General features: G+C 72.5%; 17 protein-coding genes. 6 read left to right on the top strand and 11 right to left on the bottom strand.

What is annotated here, in order from left to right; all coding sequences use genetic code 11:
- Nucleotides 1-165 precede the first annotated feature (165 nt).
- The 4 genes from qcrB to ctaE form a co-directional block, all read right to left on the bottom strand.
- Nucleotides 166-1,860 carry a cytochrome bc1 complex cytochrome b subunit gene (gene qcrB / locus AC3RKA_RS05930; protein WP_060774982.1) on the bottom strand — a complete coding sequence of 565 codons (1,695 nt, stop codon included), beginning with the start codon at nucleotides 1,858-1,860 and terminating at the stop codon, nucleotides 166-168.
- A gap of 5 nt (nucleotides 1,861-1,865) precedes the next feature.
- On the bottom strand, nucleotides 1,866-2,942 hold the full coding sequence (qcrA, locus tag AC3RKA_RS05925; RefSeq protein ID WP_489726980.1) for a cytochrome bc1 complex Rieske iron-sulfur subunit: 1,077 nt from the start codon (nucleotides 2,940-2,942) through the stop codon (nucleotides 1,866-1,868).
- Nucleotides 2,943-3,011: 69 nt separating this feature from the next.
- Nucleotides 3,012-3,818 carry a cytochrome bc1 complex diheme cytochrome c subunit gene (qcrC, locus tag AC3RKA_RS05920; protein ID WP_036315101.1) on the bottom strand — a complete coding sequence of 269 codons (807 nt, stop codon included), beginning with the start codon at nucleotides 3,816-3,818 and terminating at the stop codon, nucleotides 3,012-3,014.
- 85 nt (nucleotides 3,819-3,903) lie between these two features.
- A complete protein-coding gene (ctaE, locus tag AC3RKA_RS05915; RefSeq protein ID WP_434089720.1) occupies nucleotides 3,904-4,542 on the bottom strand; it encodes an aa3-type cytochrome oxidase subunit III in 639 nt (212 codons plus the stop codon).
- Between the two features lie 190 nt (nucleotides 4,543-4,732).
- On the opposite strand from ctaE, the gene trpD reads away from it, so the two are divergent.
- Nucleotides 4,733-5,791 carry an anthranilate phosphoribosyltransferase gene (gene trpD, locus AC3RKA_RS05910; protein WP_126859829.1) on the top strand — a complete coding sequence of 353 codons (1,059 nt, stop codon included), beginning with the start codon at nucleotides 4,733-4,735 and terminating at the stop codon, nucleotides 5,789-5,791.
- Between the two features lie 54 nt (nucleotides 5,792-5,845).
- Here the strand turns inward: trpD and AC3RKA_RS05905 are convergent, their stop codons facing one another.
- Both AC3RKA_RS05905 and AC3RKA_RS05900 read right to left on the bottom strand, forming a co-directional pair.
- A complete protein-coding gene (locus AC3RKA_RS05905) occupies nucleotides 5,846-6,127 on the bottom strand; it encodes an Lrp/AsnC family transcriptional regulator (RefSeq protein WP_002854527.1) in 282 nt (93 codons plus the stop codon).
- 68 nt (nucleotides 6,128-6,195) lie between these two features.
- Complete coding sequence (locus tag AC3RKA_RS05900; protein ID WP_126859830.1) at nucleotides 6,196-6,612, bottom strand: DUF3054 domain-containing protein; 417 nt, start codon at nucleotides 6,610-6,612, stop codon at nucleotides 6,196-6,198.
- A gap of 109 nt (nucleotides 6,613-6,721) precedes the next feature.
- Between AC3RKA_RS05900 and AC3RKA_RS05895 the strand changes: the two genes are divergently transcribed.
- Both AC3RKA_RS05895 and AC3RKA_RS05890 read left to right on the top strand, forming a co-directional pair.
- On the top strand, nucleotides 6,722-7,372 hold the full coding sequence (locus tag AC3RKA_RS05895) for a hypothetical protein (RefSeq protein ID WP_126859831.1): 651 nt from the start codon (nucleotides 6,722-6,724) through the stop codon (nucleotides 7,370-7,372).
- Nucleotides 7,373-7,565: 193 nt separating this feature from the next.
- Nucleotides 7,566-7,811, top strand: coding sequence for a superinfection immunity protein (locus AC3RKA_RS05890; protein WP_098471716.1), 246 nt, complete (start codon nucleotides 7,566-7,568; stop codon nucleotides 7,809-7,811).
- Between the two features lie 16 nt (nucleotides 7,812-7,827).
- On the opposite strand, the gene AC3RKA_RS05885 is transcribed toward AC3RKA_RS05890, so the two are convergent.
- Nucleotides 7,828-8,376 carry a maltokinase N-terminal cap-like domain-containing protein gene (locus AC3RKA_RS05885; protein WP_098471715.1) on the bottom strand — a complete coding sequence of 183 codons (549 nt, stop codon included), beginning with the start codon at nucleotides 8,374-8,376 and terminating at the stop codon, nucleotides 7,828-7,830.
- A 59-nt stretch (nucleotides 8,377-8,435) separates the two neighbouring features.
- The gene (locus tag AC3RKA_RS05880; RefSeq protein ID WP_489726979.1) at nucleotides 8,436-10,541 is read right to left on the bottom strand and encodes a 2,4-dienoyl-CoA reductase FMN-binding domain-containing protein; all 2,106 of its coding nucleotides are present in this window, start codon (nucleotides 10,539-10,541) and stop codon (nucleotides 8,436-8,438) included.
- Nucleotides 10,542-10,690: 149 nt separating this feature from the next.
- On the opposite strand from AC3RKA_RS05880, the gene AC3RKA_RS05875 reads away from it, so the two are divergent.
- The 3 genes from AC3RKA_RS05875 to AC3RKA_RS05865 all read left to right on the top strand — a co-directional run bounded on the left by AC3RKA_RS05875 (nucleotide 10,691) and on the right by AC3RKA_RS05865 (nucleotide 12,854).
- Entirely contained in the window at nucleotides 10,691-11,167 is a 477-nt protein-coding gene (locus AC3RKA_RS05875; RefSeq protein WP_123243835.1) for an NfeD family protein, read from the top strand.
- 61 nt (nucleotides 11,168-11,228) lie between these two features.
- Nucleotides 11,229-12,419, top strand: a complete 1,191-nt coding sequence (locus AC3RKA_RS05870) for an SPFH domain-containing protein (RefSeq protein ID WP_098471713.1) — start codon at nucleotides 11,229-11,231, stop codon at nucleotides 12,417-12,419.
- 87 nt (nucleotides 12,420-12,506) lie between these two features.
- Nucleotides 12,507-12,854 (top strand): RNA polymerase-binding protein RbpA, encoded by a 348-nt coding sequence (locus AC3RKA_RS05865; protein ID WP_060774975.1) that lies wholly within the window; start codon nucleotides 12,507-12,509, stop codon nucleotides 12,852-12,854.
- Between the two features lie 76 nt (nucleotides 12,855-12,930).
- On the opposite strand, the gene AC3RKA_RS05860 is transcribed toward AC3RKA_RS05865, so the two are convergent.
- The 3 genes from AC3RKA_RS05860 to AC3RKA_RS05850 all read right to left on the bottom strand — a co-directional run bounded on the left by AC3RKA_RS05860 (nucleotide 12,931) and on the right by AC3RKA_RS05850 (nucleotide 17,857).
- Nucleotides 12,931-13,662 carry a polyprenol monophosphomannose synthase gene (locus AC3RKA_RS05860; RefSeq protein WP_036315073.1) on the bottom strand — a complete coding sequence of 244 codons (732 nt, stop codon included), beginning with the start codon at nucleotides 13,660-13,662 and terminating at the stop codon, nucleotides 12,931-12,933.
- Between the two features lie 90 nt (nucleotides 13,663-13,752).
- Complete coding sequence (locus tag AC3RKA_RS05855; protein ID WP_216879339.1) at nucleotides 13,753-14,847, bottom strand: hypothetical protein; 1,095 nt, start codon at nucleotides 14,845-14,847, stop codon at nucleotides 13,753-13,755.
- A 19-nt stretch (nucleotides 14,848-14,866) separates the two neighbouring features.
- Nucleotides 14,867-17,857: a DEAD/DEAH box helicase gene (locus AC3RKA_RS05850; RefSeq protein ID WP_206399696.1), complete on the bottom strand. Its 2,991-nt coding sequence runs from the start codon at nucleotides 17,855-17,857 to the stop codon at nucleotides 14,867-14,869.
- Nucleotides 17,858-17,891 lie beyond the last annotated feature (34 nt).

Raw genomic sequence — 17,891 nt, 5'->3', positions numbered from 1 at the left:
GCCGATCCGGGCGGCCGGGGGCGGGGCGCTGGACCACCTCATGGCGCCCGCTACGGCCTTGGGCGGGCCCTCCCGCGGCGGCCGCGGCGGCCCGCCCAGGGACGCCGAAGGGCCCCGCGCACCGTGGTGCGCGGGGCCCTTCGTCAGGGGATCAGCCGACCGGGGTCAGCGCTCCAGGTGAGGAGCGTCCGAGCCGTGTCCGAGCTCGACGGGGTGCTCCTCGTGGCCGTGCTGGCCGTGGGTGCGGGCCTCCACCAGCTCCTCCCGGGAGACCGGGGCGACGCGGTTCTGGTAGAACATGCGGTTCAGGGCGGCACGGGCCTTCTCCAGCGTGCCCACCTTGCCGTTGCGGCCGGGGATGGCCGGCACCGGGCGACGGTCCTCGAAGGACACCAGGCGGTACAGCTCGTAGTCGGTGAGCTGGCGGTGGCGCTCATGGAAGCCGCCCTCGGGGGACATCTCGATGACGCCGGCCTCGTGGCCGTGGAGCACCAGCTCACGGTCCTTGCGCTGCAGGGACAGGCAGATGCGGCGGGTCACGATGAAGGCGATCACCGGGCCGAGGAAGAACAGCGCGCGCAGCACGTACAGCACGTCGTTCAGGGAGAGGTGGAAGTGGGTGGCGATGAGGTCCGAGGACGCGGCCGCCCACATGACGCAGTACCAGACGACGGCGGCCACGCCGATGCCCGTGCGGGCCGGGGCGTTGCGGGGACGGTCGAGCAGGTGGTGCTCGGTGTCGTCCTTGGTGATCCACCGCTCGATCCAGGGCCAGGCGCACATGCCGACGATCAGGGCGCCGACCGGGATCAGCGGCACGAGCACGCCCATGGGCAGGGACACCGAGGAGCCCCACGGCATCGGGATGTTCCAGAGGAAGGAGTAGTCGCCGATCATGCCCGGCATGAGGCGCAGGGCACCGTCGAACACGCCGATGTACCAGTCGGGCTGGGTGCCGGCCTGCACCGGGGACGGATCATACGGGCCGTAGTTCCAGTTGGCGTTGATCGTCACCGTGGAGGCGATGAGCGCGAGCACACCGAACACGATGAAGAAGAAGCCGCCGGCCTTGGCCGCGTACACGGGGCCCACCGGATAGCCGACCACGTTGTCCTCGGTGCGGCCCGGGCCCGGGTACTGGGTGTGCTTGTGCACGACGACCATGAACAGGTGGATGCCGATCAGCAGCAGGATGGCGGCCGGCACGATCATGATGTGCAGGGCATACAGGCGACCGATGACCGAGTGGCCGGGGAACTCGCCGCCGAAGAAGAAGGCGGAGAGGTACGAGCCGACCAGCGGCAGCGACTTCAGGATGCCGTCGATGATGCGCAGGCCGTTGCCGGAGAGCACCTCGTCGGGCAGGGAGTAGCCGGTGAAGCCGGCAGCCCAGCCGGCCATCAGCAGGAAGCAGCCGACCAGCCAGTTCAGCTCACGCGGGCGACGGAACGCGCCGGTGAAGAACACGCGCAGCATGTGCACGGACATGGCCGCCACGAACAGCAGCGCGGCCCAGTGGTGCAGCTGGCGCATGAACAGACCGCCGCGCACGTCGAACGAGATGTCGAGGGTCGATGCGTAGGCCGCGGACATCTCGATGCCGCGCAGCGGGGCGTAGGCCCCGTCGTAGACGACCTCTGACATGGAGGGATCGAAGAAGAGGGTGAGGAATGCGCCGGACAGCAGCAGGATGACGAAGCTGTACAGGGCGACCTCGCCGAACATGAACGTCCAGTGGTCCGGGAAGATCTTGCGGCCGAAGAACTTCACGATCGGCGACATGCCCATCCGGGTGTCGACGAAGTTGGCGATGCGGCCGGTCGTGGTCGCCGGCTGGAACTCATTCACGGTGGTGCTCATAGGTGTCAGCCACGCTCCCAGTAGACAGGCCCGACGGGCTCATGGAAATCGCTCTGGGCCACGAGGAAGCCCTCGTCGTCCACGGTGATCGGCAGCTGCGGCAGCGCGTGGCTGGCCGGGCCGAAGATGACCTTGCACTCCTGCGTCAGGTCGAAGGTCGACTGGTGGCAGGGGCAGAGCAGGTGGTGGGTGTGCTGCTCGTACAGGGCGATCGGGCAACCCACGTGCGTGCAGACCTTGGAGTAGGCGAAGATCCCGTCCACGTTCCAGTCCTCGCGGCCCGGGGTGATCTTCACCTTGGCGGGATCGAGACGCATGAGCAGGACGACGGCCTTGGCCTTCTGGTTGAGCTTGTCGTGGCCCAGGTCGTTCAGGCCGTCGGGGATGACGTGCACGGCGGAGCCGAGCGTGACGTCCGAGGCCTTGATGGGGGAGCCGGTGGGGTCGCGCACGAGGCGCACGCCCTCGGCCCACATGGAGTGGCGCAGACGCTCCGGACCGAAGTTCTGGGCTTCCTGGTCCGAGAAATTGTCCGAGTCGTCCAGGTCGCGGAACACGGCGATGAACGGCAGGGGGGCCAGCAGGGCGGCGCCGATCAGGGTGTTGCGCAGCAGGGGGCGGCGCTTGATCTGCGACTCGTCCAGGATCTCGGAGATCATCCCGGTGGCGGCCACGCGGTCGGCCTCCGAGCGGATCTCATGACGGTCCTCGACGGTCTCGTGGTCCGGCATCAGGGTCTTGGCCCAGTGCACCACGCCGATGCCGATGCCGAACATGGCCAGGGCGGTGCCCAGGCCGAGCAGCAGGTTCTGCAGGTAGATCTTGCTGAACGCCTCACCGTTGCCGATCTGCCCCACGCCGAAGTAGCCGATGAAGAAGAGCACCGTGCCCACGATGGAGATGAGGAACATGACCGAGACCTGACGCTCGGCGCGCTTCGCAGCCTTCGGATCCTCATCGGCCAGACGCGGACGGTGCGGAGGCAGGCCCGGGTTGTCGATCGCGTACCGGGGCGCGTCCTCGCCGGCGTGCTCGAGGGAACCCGAGCGGTGCTCGGTCCCTTCAAGGCCTTTCTCGCCCATATGTCCTGTTTCCTTTACTCGAGTGATGAATGTCGATGACGGGTGGTCGGCGCGCCTGCGCCGACGAGATCAGGAGGACCGGCTGGTGAGCCAGACCATGAAGCCGATGATCAGCGCCAGGCCCGCGGTCCAGATGAACAGGCCCTCGGAGACGGGGCCGAGCGAGCCGAGGGCGAGGCCGCCGGGGGAGCCCTGGTTCTCGATGGTCTTGAGGTACGCGATGATGTCGCGCTTGTCCTCGGGCTTGATGTTCGAGTCGGAGAACACCGGCATGTTCTGCGGGCCGGTCTCCATGGCCTCGTAGATGTGCTTCTCCTCCACGCCCTGCAGAGACGGGGCGTACTTGCCGCGGGTCAGCGCACCGCCGGCCGCAGCCGCGTTGTGGCACATGGCGCAGTTGATGCGGAACAGGTCGCCGCCGCGGGTGATGTCCACGTCCTCGTGGTTCACATCCAGGTACTCGTCCTCGGGGACGGCGGGGCCGGCACCCAGCGAGGCGACGTACGCGGCGAGCTGCGCCGTCTGCTCGTCGTTGAACTGGTTCGGCTTGACCTGGGCCTGCGGGCCGTTCATCTGCATCGGCATGCGGCCGGTGCCCACCTGGAAGTCGACGGAGGCGGCGCCGACACCGATCAGAGACGGGCCGGAGGGACCCCCCGCGGCACCCGTGCCGTGGCACGAGGCGCAGTTCGCGTTGAAGAGCTTCTCGCCCTCGGAGATGTCATCAGCCGAGGCGGCCGCGGTGACCTGCGTGGCCGCCTGCGCCTGGTTCACGGTGCTCGCGACGGAGTACAGTCCGCCGGTCACCAGGAGTCCCAGCAGGAGGAGCGCCAGCCCCATCAGGGGATGGCGTCGGTTCTGCGAAAGTGCCTTCACGGGGGTTTCCTATCGTTCTCTTCCGGGGCGGGCCGCTCATGCTGCCGGCCCGGGCCTGAAGTCGGTGCGGTGAGTGGGGGTCGTCTTACTTCAGGAAGTAGACGATGAAGAACAGGGCGATCCAGACGACGTCCACGAAGTGCCAGTAATAGGACACGACGATCGCCGACGTGGCCTCGTGGTGGCCGAAGCGGCGGGCCATGTAGGCGCGGCCGATGATGAAGAGGAACGCGATCAGGCCGCCGGTCACGTGGAGGGCGTGGAAGCCGGTGGTGATGTAGAACGCCGAGCCGTACGCGTTCGCCGCGACGGTCACACCCTCGGAGACGAGGACCGCGTACTCATAGGACTGCACCGCCACGAAGATCGAGCCCATGATGAAGGTCAGGATGAACCACTCGACCATGCCCCACTTGCCGAACTGCAGGAGGCCGCCGGTGCGGCGGGGCTGAAGGCGCTCGGCGGCGAGGACGCCGAACTGGGCGGTGACGGAGGAGAGGACCAGGATCGTCGTGTTCACCGCGGCGAGCGGGACGTTGAGGATCGCGGTGTGCTCGGCCCAGAGCTCCGGAGACGTGGAGCGCAGGGTGAAGTACATGGCGAAGAGCCCACCGAAGAACATGAGCTCGCTGGCGAGCCACACCATGGTCCCGACCTGCACCATGTTCGGCCGGCTCGGGAGCCCCGTGGTGGGCTGATGGAGAGTGGGGTTAGCTGTGGTCACCCAGCCATTATGGCCCCAAACACCGCCCGGGCGGTAAATCGAACCTACCGTGTCGCAGGACAGGTCGTCAGCACCGTCGGGGGGTTTCAGTGACAGTCGGTGGCTGGCGTCCAGGTGATGTCCAGGTTCCAAGCGATCGGTGCATGACATGGCGCGGTCCCGGGTGCGGCCGGGCCGCTAGGCTCAGTGCGTGAGCACCCCCGAGAACACCGCAGCAGTCCTGGGGACCTCCTGGCCGGAGGTCTTCCGCGCCCTCACCGTCGGCGAGGACCTCCGCGACCACGTCGCCGCGTGGGCCATGGGGGAGATGATGGCCGGCGATGCCACCGAGGGGCAGGTGGGCGGATTCCTCCTCGCCCTGGCCGCCAAGGGGGTGACGGTGCCGGAGCTGCGTGGCCTGACCGAGGCGATGGTGCAGGCGGCGAACCCGGTGCACGTGCCGGGGGAGACCCTGGACATCGTGGGCACGGGCGGCGACCGCCTGGGCACCGTGAACCTCTCCACGATGTCCTCGCTCGTGGCCGCCGGTGCGGGCGCGCGGATCGTCAAGCACGGGAACCGAGGCGCCTCGTCCACCGCCGGCGCGGCCGACGTGATCGAGGCCCTCGGCGTGGACCTGTCCATGCCGGCCCGGAAGGCCGAGGAGTGCGCCGAGGCCGTGGGCATCACGTTCCTCTTCGCCCAGAACTACCACCCGTCCATGAAGTACGTGGCACCGGTGCGCAAGCAGCTCGGCGTGCCCACCGTGTTCAACTTCCTCGGCCCCCTGAGCAATCCGGCCCAGGTCACCGCCCAGGCCCTGGGCTGCTCGAGCGAGGCCATGGTCCCGTTGCTCGCCCAGGTGCTCGCGGACCGGGGGGTGCGCGGCTTCGTCTTCCGCGGGGCGGACGGCCGGGACAAGATCACGACGTCGGGGCCGTCGACCGTCATGGAGGTCCGGGACGGTGTGCGCACCCACGAGCTCGATCCCCGGGAGCTGGGCATCGACCTGGCCCCCGTCCAGGCTCTGGCCGGGCGGGACGGCGCCTACAACGCGACCCTCGTCCGCGCTCTGCTGGCGGGGGAGAAGGGCCCGATCCGCGACGCCGTCCTCCTCAACGCGGCCGCGGGCCTGACGGCCTGGGACCGCGACGCGGACGCTCCGCTGATGGAGCGACTGGCGGCCAACATGACGCGGGCCGCCGAGTCGATCGACTCCGGCGCCGCGCGTGACGTCCTGGACCGCTGGGTCGCCTTCTCCCGGTCCTGATGGTGCGACGACGGGCCCTCACCGGCGAGGTGGGGCCCGTCGTCGAGAGGACGCTCAGGAGTCAAAGCCGAGCGCCCATCCCTCGCCGAGGTCCTCGGACGAGTAGGTCCGGAAGGCCAGCATGGTCTCGGTGTCCTGGATCCCGTCGACCTTGGAGAGATGGTCGGCGATCACGTCGGCGAGGTCCTCGTAGCGGCGCACCTTGACCATCGCCACCAGGTCCCACGCGCCGGTCACGGAGTAGACCGACCCGACCCCCTCGAGCGCGGCGAGGGTCTCGGCGGTCTCCGGGATGCTGGATTTGTCGGTCTTGATCAAGACGATGGCGGTGACCACGGGCGGTCCTCATTTCCTCGATGCTGCGGGTCCGGTGTCCGCGATGATCCTAGCCGCGCGCCGACCCCTCACCTCCGGGTGCGGCGCACCAGCCAGGCGGTCACGGCCCGGCGACCCAGGAGCAGGACGCCCAGCACCCCGAGCGCCACGAGCACGAAGGACACGGGGGCGCCACCGAGGCCGAAGGCCACGCGCAGCATCATGCCGACGGCGACGGTCCCCAGCCACACGATCACGCCGTGGGGCCACACGCGGGCCCAGGTCCGGCGTCCGGAGGTCAGCCCGGTCATGAGCAGGAGGCCCGCGAGGAACGGCGCCGCCGTGACCAGCAGCCCCAGCGGCCCGCGCTCCGTCGCGTGCTGCCCCTGGCCCAGAGCCACGAAGAGGAGGGTGAGCAGGAGGTCGACGGCAAGCGCCGGCAGGGCGCCGCGCGGGTCACGGTGCTCGGCGGGCACGGCACGACGGGCGGTGGGGGAGGACGTCATGCATCCAGTCTGGCCCACCGAGACGACCGGACGGAGCGCCCGGCCAGGCGCGGCACGGCGGACACGTCCTACGACAAGCCACCACCGTTGTCAGAGGTAGACTCTCTGTATGGTGTCCGTGCATTTGGTGCCCATCCGGCCGACCGCCGCCACGGCCGACGACGCCCGACGTGTGGCAGCGGCGCTGCTCGACGATCCCCGCCCCGACGCGGCTGTGATCTCGGCGGCGTGGCGTGTCGACGAATCCACCCCAGGCGCCGATGCGGCGCCACACGACGGCGACCTGGCCGTCGTCGTCGACGGCATGGCGGCGGCCGTGGGCCTGGCGCTGTGGGCCGTGCGGACCGGGTCCTGGGCGGTGCTGTTGGACCCCGATGGCATCTCAGACAAAAGCTCACCGTTGTCGTACGTGACTCCAGCCGAGCGGCGGCGCGCCCGGCGGGCACCGGGACGGCTGGTGCTGCCCCACGGGCGTCGCCCTGGCGGCGCCTCAGAGACCGGCCGAGAGGCTGATCTGCGTTGTGCAGAGGCCACCCTGCAGCTGGTCGCCACGGTGGAACGGCGCCGGTCCGGTGACCAGCATACGGCGGGGCGGCTGGTCGAAGCCGGCGCCAGTCAGCGAGAGGCGGCGGCGGAGCTCGGGATCAGTCAGCAGGCCGTCCATTCCCGGTTGCGGCACGGGCTCTGGCACGAGAGCCGGACGGCGGTGGCGGCTGTCCTGCCGTTGCTGGAGCGGCTGTCCGCAGACCCGGGGGAGTGAACCCCGGCATGCGGTGTCGGTGCCGCCCGGCGCGGCCACCTTGCCCCGCGCACGACGCAGCGCGAGCCAGGCAGGGCGGCGCTCGAAGGGGAGGTGAAGAACAGGCTAGTTGACATAATGTACATTATCGGTGCACCGCAGAACGACGGACAGGGGCGCCCTGCACGGCGGGTGTCGCGCGTAGCCTGGACCCATGACGATCATGACTGACCAGCGCGACCGCCCCCTGCACGCGACGATCGCCGTCGTCCTGGCCATCGCCACGGCGGGCTACCTGGCCCCGTGGGCCGTCGCCGCGGTCCGTGGCCGTTCCAACGTGTGGGCGGTGTTCTGGGTGAACCTGCTCACCGGGTGGACCGTCCTCGGCTGGTGCATCGCGCTGTACATGTCACTCACCAGCCATCGCCGGCTGCGGCCCTGGGGTCCGCGCGGCCTCTGACCGCGCGGACCGCCCCTCAGGAAAGGCGCGCGACGACGGCCCGCACACCGTCTCCCTCGGCGACCAGGCACCGTGGACCGTCGACGTCCGTCTCGCCCGTCTCCAGCAGCTCGACCGGCACCTCGAGCTCCCCCGTCGCATCTGCGCCGATCACGCGGAGGGTGAGATCCGGGGCGCGCGTCTCGAGGTAGGTCCCGGACTCGTCGTGCATCTCGAGTCGGGCCTGCGGGATCTCGCCGCGCACGGCGGCCGCGACGATGCGGCGCGCGTCCGGGTCGGTGGCGGCGTCCACGATCCAGCGGTGTCCCAGGACGGAGTGCTCCGCCTCGGCCACGACGTCCCCCTCGGCGGGTGCCTCGCCTCGGTAGGCGAACGCGGTCTGATAGAGCCGGTCCCCCACGCGCACGACCATCGACTCGACGCCGATCTCACCGGCGGGATCGTCGAACCGGTACGAGCCGACCTTCTCCGCGGTCACGTCCGCCGGCAGTCCGTGCGCCACGAGGCGGCGGCGGATCCATTCGGGCTTGTCCGGGTCCAGGCGTGCGGTGTAGATGAGAGCCATGCCTCGACCGTAGCCCCGACGTCGCCCGCCCGCGAGGGCCCGCCGGCCGGCGGGGCGGCTCAGCCCTGCACGGCCCGCACGGCGTGGTCCATGGCCCGGTAGGCGTCGAGCTCGCGGGCTTCGGCCGCGCCGCCGATCAGGCGCACCGCCTCCGGCGCGTAGCCCGCGGCCACGAGGTCCTCGACGAGATCCGTCTCGGACACCTGTCCGGCGCACACGACGACGTCCGTCACGTCCAGGGTCACCGCCACGCGGGCCTCGGGGTCCTCCGGCGACGGCGCGGTCACGCGCAGGCCGTCGGGGCCGACGCCCTCGTAGGTCACACCGGAGTGCAGGTGGACCCCGTGCTGCCGCAGCTCGGCGCGGTGCACCCAGCCGGTGGTGGGGCGCAGTCGGGCGCCGATCGGTCCGGGGCTGCGCTGGAGCAGGTGGACCTCTCGTCCGGGGCGTTCCGCGGCCGGCTTCGCCAGCTGGCCCGGTGTCTCCGAGGTCAGGGCCACGCCCCAGCGGGCCCGCCAGTGCTCCTGCGTCTCGGGTGTCCCGTCCGGCCGTTCCGTGCCGGCCGCCAGGGCCTCGGCGACATCCACGCCCACGCCGCCGGCGCCGATCACCGCGACGCGCGGGCCGACGTCGACGTGCCCCAGGACCACGTCGTCGTACGCGTGGACGGCGGGCGCACCCGGCTCCCCCGTCCCGGGCAGAGCGACCGGCCGGGGCCGCACACCGGTGGTGAGGAGCACCTCGTCGTAACCCGGCTGCCCGTCGTCCGTCAGGAGTGCCTGTGCAGAGACCTCCTCCCCGGTCACGAGCGTCACCCCGGCTGCCGCCGCGCGGGCCGCCAGGTGCTCCAGCGCGGGACCGAACTCCTCCTTGCCGGGAATGCGGCGGGCGAGCCGGAACTGCCCACCGGGCTCGGCGTGCCGGTCGAACAGGGTGACCTCGTGCCCGAACCGGGCCGCACGCTCCGCGGCCGTCAGGCCCGCCGGCCCGGCACCGACCACGGCGATCCGGCGCCGGCGGCCGAGGGCCACCGGGACGGGCGCGGCGTACTCCGGCTCCGTCTCCCGCCCGGCGCGGGGGTTCATCAGGCACGAGACCTTGGCCCCGGTGAACACGTGGTCGAGGCACGCCTGGTTGCAGGCGATGCACGGGGTGAGGGTCCGAGCGCGCGGGTCGCTGATCGCGGCCATCCAGTCGGGGTCCGCCAGCAGGGGCCGGGCCAGCCCGACGAGAGCGGCGTTCCCGGACGTCAGCGCCTCCTCCGCCTCGGCGGGGGTGGTCAGCCGGTTGGAGGCGATCACGGGGATGTCGACGGCGGCGGTCAGGTCAGCCGACGCGGCGAGGAACGCGGCGCGCGGCACGGAGGTCACGATGGTCGGCACACGCGACTCGTGCCACCCGATGCCGGTCATCAGGACGTCCGCTCCGGCGGCCTCGAAGGCTCGGGCGGTGTCCGCGATCTCCGCGCGCGTCTGCCCGTCGGGGACGAGGTCCGCCGCCGAGGTGCGCACCGAGAGCACGCCGCGCTCCCCCAGCGCCTCGCGCACGGCCGCGACCACCGCCGCCGGGAACCGGCGTCGGCGCTCGGCGTCGCCCCCGTACTCGTCCGCGCGTCGGTTCGTCGCCGGGGCGAGGAACTGGTTGAGGAGGTAGCCCTCCGAGGCCATGATCTCCACGCCGTCGTATCCGGCCTCCAGGGCCAACGTGGCCGCGCGTGCGAACGCGCTCACGGTCCGCTCGATGTCCGCGGTCGTCATCTTCCGGGGCGTGTGCCGCGAGATCGGGGCTCGCACCGCGGAGGCCGAGACCAGGTCGGGGCTCGGGGCGTAGCGTCCGGCGTGCAGCAGCTGGGCGAGGATCCTGCCCCCGGCTGCGTGGACGGCGTCCGTGACGACACGATGGGCGCGCGCGTCCTCCGCGCTGGCGAGCATCCCCCCGCCCAGCGTCACCGCGCCCTCCGGGACGACGCCCAGGCCGCCGGTGACGATGAGTCCGACGCCGCCGCGTGCCCGCTCCGCGTAGAACGCCGCCAGCTGCGGCAGGTCGTCGTGGCGATCCTCCAGTCCCACGTGCATCGAGGCCATGACCACCCGGTTGGGCAGCGTGAGGGGGCCCAGAGTGATCGGCTGGAGCAGGGGCGAGACCGCGACGGGTGCAGGTGTCATGCAGCTCACATTACCGGGCGGTAGCCCCCTCCTTCCAGGACCGCCTGGGGACACGCTGTGTCCGGCGCCACTGTGTAGGGCAGGATGGGGATCACACGTCGACGCGCGGCAGACCCGTCCGCGCACCCGACACGGAGGGGAGCGCACGCATGGAGTGGATCGAGGCGAACGCGGGTTGGCTGTGGCTGGTGCTGGCCGCCGGCCTGGCCGGCGTCGAGCTGCTGACCCTCGACCTCGTCTTCCTGATGATCGCCGCCGGGGCCGGCGCGGCGGGGGTGGTCGCGCTCGTGGGCGGCCCGCCCGCGCTCCAGCTCGCGGCGTTCGCCGCCGTCGCCCTGCTGATGCTCGCCGCCGTGCGCCCCGTCGCGCTGCGCCACCTGCGCAAGGACACCGGCGCCGGCGCCTCCTACCTGGACACGCTCCCGGGGCGCCGCGTCGCGGCCCAGGGAGCGATCACCGGCGACGCCGGCACGCTCGCCGTCGACGGCGACACCTGGTCCGCCCGCGTCGAGCCTGGGGCGCCCGAGGTCGCCCCCGGCGACGAGGTGACCGTCCTGCGCATCGATGGGGCCACCCTGGTGGTCCGCCCGCTCCCCCGCATCGACTGGGAGGCGGACGGCGCCTGAGCCGCCCCACGTCCTCGTTCCAACCGCACCGACCGCACCGACCCCAGAAGAAGGGACCCCGATGGAAACCCTCATCGTCCTCGTCGTCCTCGCCGTCCTCGCGGCGGTGATCGTGGCCTCCTCGGTCAAGATCATCCCGCAGGCGCGGACGGCCAACATCGAACGCCTCGGCAAGTACAACCGCACGGCCGGCGCCGGGCTGACCCTGATCATCCCGTTCGTGGACCGCATGCTCCCGATGGTGGACATGCGCGAGCAGGTCGTCTCCTTCCCGCCCCAGCCGGTGATCACCGAGGACAACCTCGTCGTCTCCATCGACACGGTCGTCTACTTCCAGGTCACGGACGCCAAGGCCGCGACCTATGAGATCGCCAACTACATCCACGCGGTGGAGCAGCTCACCACCACCACCCTGCGCAACGTCGTGGGCGGCATGAACCTCGAGGAGGCGCTGACCTCCCGCGACTCCATCAACTCCCAGCTGCGCGGCGTGCTGGACGACGCCACCACGCGCTGGGGCCTGCGGGTCTCGCGGGTGGAGCTCAAGGCCATCGACCCGCCCATGTCCATCCAGGACTCGATGGAGAAGCAGATGCGCGCCGAGCGCGACCGCCGCGCCGCCATCCTCACCGCCGAGGGCACGAAGCAGGCCGCCATCCTCACGGCCGAGGGCGAGCGTCAGTCCCAGATCCTCTCCGCCGAGGGCGAGGCTCAGGCCCGCGTGCTGCGCGCCAACGCCGAGGCCGAGGCGATCGAGGTGGTCTTCGACGCCATCCACTCCGGCGGTGCCGACTCCGAGGTCCTGGCCTACCAGTACCTGCAGTCCCTGCCCAAGATCGCCGACGGCCAGGCCAACACCATGTTCGTGGTCCCCGCCGAGCTCACCCGCGCCCTGCAGGGCCTCGGTGAGGCGTTCGCCCCCGGCGACGGCGGCCGCCCCACCCCGGAGCACGCACCCCGGCGTCGGGACTCCGGGGACCGCGCGGGCGAGCCGGGAGCCGAGCACGTCGGCGTCACCCCGGAGCGCGCGCGTCGGCCGCGTGGGTCCCGTCCCACCACCGCGGACGCCCTGCGCGCCAGCGGCGTCATGGACGCGATGACCGCCGGCGCGGTGACGGCGGAGGACATGCCGCAGACCTCGCTCGACGAGGCCCTGGCCACGCCGCAGGAGATCGAGCCCGACCCGTCGGCCGGCCGCACCCCCGGCACCCGCCCGGCGGGCGAGGCCGACGGGAATGCTGTGGGACACTGAATGGTTCCATCAGTGAGGACGACCCGCCGCGCCTCGATCGGCCCGCGCCCCCGCGCGGGCCTCGGCGCGGCCTGACGAGGAGGAAACGTGAGCGATCGCAGCCTGCGGGGCATGCGCCTGGGCGCGCAGTCCCTGGAGTCCGAGGCCGGCGTCGAGCCCGCCGCCCGGCAGCGGGTGGAGTACCGCACGGAGGACGGCGAGCAGGTGTTCGTGACCTTCTCCGTGGAGGCGGACGTGCCGGCCACCTGGACCTCGAAGACCGGCAAGGAGGCGTTCCTCGTCAGCGGCGAGAAGCCGGCTGAGACCGAGGGCAAGCCCGTGCGCACCCACTGGGACATGCTGCGCGAGCGCCGCAGCCTCGAGGAGCTGGAGGAGACCTACAAGATCCAGCTCAACAAGCTGCGCGCCAGCCGCGGCGAGGAGGTCGACGCCTGAACCGCCGCTCCCCCATGCACGACGGGGCCGGATCCGCCATGGATCCGGCCCCGTCGTCGTTCGGGGGCTGTGCGCCTCAGAGGCCGAGGCGGGCGCGCAGGCCCTCCCAGCGCGCGGCCAGGCCCCACCGGGTCACGTTGACCACGGCCTCGCCGATGATGCCGCCGCTCATCTTGGACTCGCCGAGCTCACGCTCCACGAACGTGATCGGGACCTCGACGATCCGCTTGCCGAGGCGCGCCGTGCGGAAGGTCATGTCCACCTGGAACCCGTAGCCCTTGGACTCGATCGCGTCGAGGTCGATCGCACGGAGCGTGTCGGCCCGGTAGGCGCGGTAGCCCGCCGTGATGTCCGTCAGGTTGAGGCCGAGCATGATCCGCGGGTACAGGGAGCCGGCCCACGAGATCATCTTGCGGGAGGTCGGCCAGTTCACCATCTTGCCGCCCGGCACGCGGCGCGAGCCGATCACCAGGTCCGCGGTGCGGACGGCCTCCAGCAGGCGCGGCAGCTGCTCCGGCTGGTGCGAGCCGTCCGCGTCCATCTCGACCAGGACGTCGTAGCCGCGCTCCAGGCCCCAGCGGAACCCGGCGATGTAGGCGCCGCCCAGGCCGTCCTTGGTGGTGCGGTGCAGCACGTGCACCGAGGGGTCCTCGGCGGCGCGGGCGTCGGCCCAGTCGCCGGTGCCGTCCGGGGAGGCGTCGTCCACCACGAGAACGTCGGACTCCGGGACGGCGTCACGGAGTCGGCCGAGGGTCAGCGGCAGCGACTCGATCTCGTTGTACGTGGGGATGATGGTCAGCACGCGCATGTGCGGTTCTCGCCTTCCGGCCGGGGTCGTGGGGGCGGCCCGCCGGTCGGACGGGCCATCGCATCCGTTCGAGTATAGGAAGCAGAGGCCTCAGGCCGGCGTCGCGGCGTCGCGCGCGTCGCGGGCCACGTCCTCCGCGGCGATCCGGCCGTCCACCCAGGTGGCCCGCCAGCGGGGCAGGGCGGTCTCGGCGTCGAGGGCCGGCAGCAGCGGCGTGCCGGCCCGGGTGTCCGTGCTCCACGCCGCCACCCGGCCGTCCGGCGACTGCACGGCCACCGCGTCCGCGTCCCAGACGCCGAACACGGCCGGGGCCGACACGGTCAGGCGCGGGGCGACGGACAGGCCTGCCGCCGGAGCGTCGGGCAGCGCGCGCAGCGGGGTGCGGGTCGCGGCGGCGAAGGCGGAGCGGGCGGAGATGCGCTCGTCCGGGTCGGGGTGGGACAGCGCCGACCGGACGGCGGCCCACGGGTCCCCGGCCGGGCCGGCGCCCAGGCACACGGAGACGGCGTCGGCCAGCAGGCTCGCCACGGGCGCGTGCAGCACGCCGTCCGCGTCGGGGACGACGGTGGCGCTGACCCCGGCGGCGGCCAGGAAGGCGCGGTCCTCGGCGGTGACCGGGTGGGTGACCACGAGCCGATGGCGCACGCGGCCCAGGGCGGCGGTGCCGACTTCCTCCGCGACCGAGCGCAGGGCGGCCAGGGCCACGTCCTGGGCGGCGGGTCCGGCGTCCGCACCGCCGTCGGGGACGAGGTAGGCCTGCTCCCCCGCCTGGGTCGAGGCCGTCAGGAGGCCGGTGAGCGTGGCGGGGTCGGTGTCGGTCCCGACGGGCAGCCACACCCCGGCCGCCTCGGCGTCCACGCGGTCGGCGTGCCGGTAGACGACCGTCTGGACGTCCTCGTCGGCGGGCGCGGCGCCCGTGTCCTCGGGCCCGGCCAGGACCGTCACGACGGCGGTGCCGCGACTCAGCGCGTCACGCGCGTCCGCGGGCCGGGCCAGGGGCTCGACGAACACGGGCACGACGACGGCGTCGTCGAGGTCCCGCCGTTCGTCACCCGGGTCGGCCACGCGGTCCGCGGAGTCGTCCGCGCCGAGCCAGGCGATCATCCCGTCCCGGACCAGCAGCGCCTGTGCGTACGGGTCCGTCGTCGAGTGGATGATGCCGCGGGTCAACAGGTGTGCGCTCACCCGCCCACCCTAGCCCGTGTCAGTCCTCGTCCGCGCGCGGCGCCGAGGCCGCCGGCAGCGAGGTGGCCACGACGCCGCGGGAGACGAGGTCCGCGGCCCGGCGGCAGGCACGGCTGCGACGGGTGTCCCCGGGGACGTTGGCCAGCTGGTCCAGCACGTCGATGACCTGTCGCGCCCAGCGGACGAAGTCCCCCGCGGCGAGGTCCGCGCCCTCGAGGGTGCGGCGCAGGGTGGCCCCCCGCACCCAGCGGTGCATGGGCGCCACCAGCCCGGGGTCCGTCCGAGGCGTGGGCTCGAGCCGTGCCTGGGCCTCGTCCGTGCGCAGGCGCTCCTCGATGCGCTCGGCGGCCTCCGCGACGCGCGCGAGCCGGGGGGTCGGCATCGGGACCAGTCCGGGCTCGGTCTCCCCCTTGCCCTGGTACACGAGCAGCGCGGCGACGGCGGCCCACTCCTCCGGTGTCAGGCCGTCCGTGGCCGGATCCTGCAGCACCAGCGAGGTGAACAGGTCCCGCTCGCCGTAGATCCGGCGCAGGGCCTGGCCGCGCTCCGTCAGCGCCGCACGGGGCGAGGACGCATCCTCCTGGACGTAGCCGTAGGCGCGCAGCAGACCGACCACGCGGTCGAACGTGCGGGCGATGGTGTTGGTGCGGCCCGCGATGCGCTCCCGCAGGACGGAGACCTCCCGCCGCATGGCCCACCAGCGGTCGCCCCAACGGGCGTGGTCCTCGCGGTCCTGGCAGCCGTGGCACGGGTGGCGGCGCAGTGCCCGGCGCAGCTCCTCGACCCGGGGCGCGGCCGGGTCCTCCCGCAGACGGAAGCCCGCCGTGCGGCGGCCACCGGCGGGCGGGCGGCCCGTGCGCACGGCCTCGCGCATGAGCGCGGCGACGTCCTTGCGCTGCGCGGGCGTCTTCACCTGCACCACCTGGGGCAGGGCGGCGCCCGCCACCGGCTCGACCGGCCCGGCGACGTCGTCCACCGTGATGCGGCGCAGCTGCGCCTTGTCCGTGACGACGCCGACGCGCGGATTCTGGGGGTTGCCGGCGGGGAACACGACGACGGCCCGGCCGAGCGAGCGGCCGGCGTCGAGCTCGACGACGTCCCCGACCGCGAGGTTCGCGAGCGAGTCCTTCACGGCGGCCAGGTGGGCTCGACGGCGTCCCTGCGAGCCGGACTTCTCCGCGGCCGCGAGCTCCTTGCGCAGGGTGAGGTACTCGGCGAAGTCGCCGAGGTGACACTGCATGGCCTCCTCGTACTTCTCGAGGCTCGCCTGCTTCGAACGGACCTCGCGGGCCAGGCCCACCACGGAGCGGTCCGCCTGGAACTGGGCGAACGAGGACTCGAGGATGCCCCGCGCCCGCTCCGCGCCGACCTGCGCCAGCAGATTCGCGGACATGTTGTAGGTGGGTCGGAACGAGGAGCGCAGCGGGTACGTGCGGCGCGAGGCCAGGCCCGCGACGGCGGCCGGGTCCAGTCCGGGACGCCACATCACCACGGCGTGGCCCTCGACGTCGATGCCGCGGCGGCCCGCCCGGCCCGTCAGCTGGGTGTACTCCCCCGGCGTGATGTCGACGTGGTTCTCGCCGTTGAACTTGACCAGCTTCTCGATCACCACGGAGCGGGCCGGCATGTTGATGCCGAGGGCGAGGGTCTCCGTGGCGAACACGGCCTTGAGCGCGCCGGCGGCGAACAGATCCTCGACGGCCTCCTTGAACGGGGGCAGCATGCCGGCGTGGTGGGCCGCGAAGCCCCGGGACAGACCGTCCCGCCACGCCCAGAACCCGAGGATCTCCAGGTCCTCGACGGGCAGCAGGCGCGCCGCCTCCTCGACCCGCTCGGCCACGAGCGCCTTCTCCCGCGCCGTGGTGAGGTCGAGCCCGGCCCGCAGGCACTGCTCCACGGCGGCGTCGCAGCCGGTCCGCGAGAAGATGAAGGTGATGCACGGCAGCAGCCCGTCGCGGTCCAGGGCCCGGATCATCTCCGGACGCGACGTGGACAGCCGCGGTCCGCGCCGTGGGCCGCCGTCGTGACCGCCCGGCCGACCGGAGACCGGCCGCTCCCGGTCCAGTGCGGACGAGCCGGTCCGGCCCCGACCGCCGTCGCGACCCGTGTGCCGGCCGCCCCTGGCCCGCCCCTTCGTGCCGCCCCCGCGCCCGTCGCGGTGCTGCTGCCGCCCGGGGCGCCCCCAGTCGGCGCGCTGGAACCGGCGCTCGGCCTCCTCCCCCAGGCGCTTGAGCTCGGGGTTGAGCAGGGCCTCCCCGTCCCGGTCCGCAGTGTCCTCGAAGGCGATGTCCTCGGCGAACAGGTCGTAGAGCCGGCCCCCGGCCATGACGTGCTGCCACAGCGGCACCGGCCGGTGTTCGGAGACGATCACGGTGGTGGCGCCCCGGACCGTGTCGAGCCAGGCGCCGAACTCCTCGGCGTTGGACACCGTGGCGGACAGGGAGATCAGCTGCACGTGCTCGGGCAGGTGGATGATGACCTCCTCCCACACCGGGCCCCGGAACCGGTCGGCGAGGTAGTGGACCTCGTCCATGACGACGAAGCCGAGGTCGATGAGGGTGTCCGACTGCGCGTACAGCATGTTGCGCAGCACCTCGGTGGTCATCACGACGACGGGCGCGTCCGGATTGACCGAGGTGTCCCCCGTGAGCAGGCCGACGTTCTCCGCGCCGTGCACGCGGGCGAGGTCCGCGTGCTTCTGGTTGCTGAGGGCCTTGATGGGGGTGGTGTAGAACGCCTTCGTGCCGCGGGCCAGGGCCAGGTGGACGGCGAACTCGCCGACCACCGTCTTGCCGGCGCCGGTGGGCGCCGCGACGAGGACGCCGTGGCCGTCCTCGACCTCGGCGCACGCGCGGCGTTGGAAGTCGTCGAGGGGGAAGCCCACGCGGGCGGCGAACCGGCCGAGCTCGGAGCCGGCATGGTGCCGGGCCGCCCGGGCACGGGCGTAGCGCTCCGCCGGGCTCAGCTCGGGCTCGTCGTGCGGGGTCGCGGACGCGGGGTGGTGGGCCATGGCCCCACCCTACTGGCGGGTCCGGACACCGTCG

This window comes from Micrococcus sp. iso_229, assembly GCF_058072725.1.
The sequence above is the reverse complement of the archived record's forward strand: the minus strand, read 5'-3'. Positions and strand labels throughout refer to the sequence as shown.